This window comes from Candidatus Hydrogenedentota bacterium, from assembly GCA_012523015.1.
In the GTDB taxonomy this organism is placed as follows: domain Bacteria; phylum Hydrogenedentota; class Hydrogenedentia; order Hydrogenedentales; family CAITNO01; genus JAAYBJ01.
This window is the reverse complement of record JAAYJI010000356.1, coordinates 1-2,026: the sequence shown is the minus strand read 5'-3', so window position 1 is coordinate 2,026 and position 2,026 is coordinate 1. Positions and strand designations below refer to the sequence as shown.

The window sequence follows — 2,026 nt, the reverse complement described above, 5'->3', positions numbered from 1 at the left end:
TTACTCCTCATCCCCCCATACACATCGGATCGAAAGCCGACGATGCCTAAAAAAACGCAAAAAAAACGGTGAGACCGCCTTATGCGGACTACCTAACAAAAATCGTAGAAAGTCCTATTGCCGCTGAACTAAGACATTCTCATGACCCGGAATTTACCTATATTTGCGTTTATTCGCGTCTAAAAAAAATATTCAGTTTCTTGACTTTAAGTTATATCAATGATATAATTGCACTAGAAGGATTATAATAACTACCCAAAGTGCTTTTGTGTGTATAGATATAAGTTATAGTGTCGATTCACTCTGAGAATCATTTTATGATTCTGGTTTTAGGTAACACAGAGGAATACTATTCATTCATAAGCTATACGCATTTGTTTGGAATACTGAATGAGAGCTGTTAGCGTGTTTTCAGGAGAAACATGACCCGCAAAAAAAACAAGAAGGAGAACAGAAACGATGACCCATTTCACAAGAAAACCCATAGCGACGGCGATGGTGATCGCCATGGCTGTAATATCCGCAATGAACGGTTGGGGAGATTGTTTATGTAAAGACCCTGATACCGGGGAGTTGTTGATGGATATTGGGGGCAAGGCGATTGCCAACACTCTCAATCTCGTATATCCTCCTTGGTATATACCCTACGAAGATTGGGACTATAACAAGGACGGCGTCTTAGATAGCGCCCAATTTGCGCTGCTCACCGAATTACTTTGTCTGGATACGGTTGAAATCGTTCATACCTTCGGTCCTGTCACCCCCGTGACCGTAAAAAAAATCCAGGATGATTTCGAAGGGAATCGTGCTTTAGTGAAAACGCTGTTAGGTGAATTCGACGAGATCCTCGATTTCTTATTAGATGCTGCGCCCTTGGCAATCAGTATTAGCGATCAGATGGAAGCGCCTGTGAACGCAGCCGCTTTAGCGGAAGTCATTGAAAACGACGCGTTTAAAAATGGCAGCGTACCGCTTACTTGGGCGGGGCTGACCTATTCTAATCTTGCCGAATTCTTATTTAAAGCCGGCGACGGGGCACTCTATCACCAAAGCCACGGTCATCTTCCCTCCATTGAAGGTACCTTTAACGAATCCAATCAGGCAGTTGCCTGTGTTGGTGCCGCCATGCTGAGCGTGGCGACTCCTGACCTCGTCGACAAAGCCATGAACAACACGTGGTACAAACGCTTTGAGCGGGGCGTTGCGCTCAAAGATTTAGATTGGGCGTATTTGCAAGCCAAATTTGCTTTGGATGCTGACGATATTGAAAGCATTGAAGGGATTGCCGAAGAAGTGGCTGATATCGCGGAAGAATCGGGAATCGACGAAATTCCTTCTTTTGAAGACGGTGATTTTGTCGAAATTGCGGAAATCTTAGGGGATGCCGTCTGGGGTGAAGACGGAGAAACCCTTGCAGAACTGCTTGATGCTGCCGGCGGCGACGTCGAAAACTTTGTTTACAACTATTTTGTCGTTGCTGAGTATTGCCCGGACTACGAAGACTTTGAAGTCGCCGGTGACGCTATTGCCGGAGCCATCAAAGTTTGGGACAGCGCCGGCAACTATACCCAATTCCACAATTACTATGCTTGGGATTTGAACGAGGATGGGCTCGCCGATCATTTACAAATCAGCATTCTCGCGAAACTGCTCTGTTTGAACCAGAATGAATGTGAATCCCTGCCCTTCGTAGATGCGCAGGCACTCCAAGATACTTGGGAATTGAACTTCGGAACTGCTCAATCCTTAGTCGGCGATGTCGCTGATTTCTTGAATGAAGAAGATATCTGTAGTCGAGATATTGCGGCATTGGTGGATAAAGTCGCTGATGCCGTAGACGAAGTTGCCGATGAAATGGAGGTGGATCATGGCAGTGAACTGTTGCCGCCTGAGCTTTTCGGTGGTTCTGTACCGGCGGAATGGGCCGGTAAGACTTTTAATGACCTTGCAGTATACCTGAAAAAGGCTACCCTGAGCATGCGTAAACATGCAGCCGACGCTGACGCTCTTGTGACGCAACTTTGTT

The 2,026-nt window shown here is 46.1% G+C and carries 1 protein-coding gene; it reads left to right on the top strand.

The genetic code is table 11. The features are described 5' to 3' along the window. Nucleotides 1-459: 459 nt before the first annotated feature. On the top strand, nucleotides 460-2,026 hold a 1,567-nt coding region (locus GX117_15385; GenBank protein NLO34711.1), incomplete at its 3' end, for a hypothetical protein.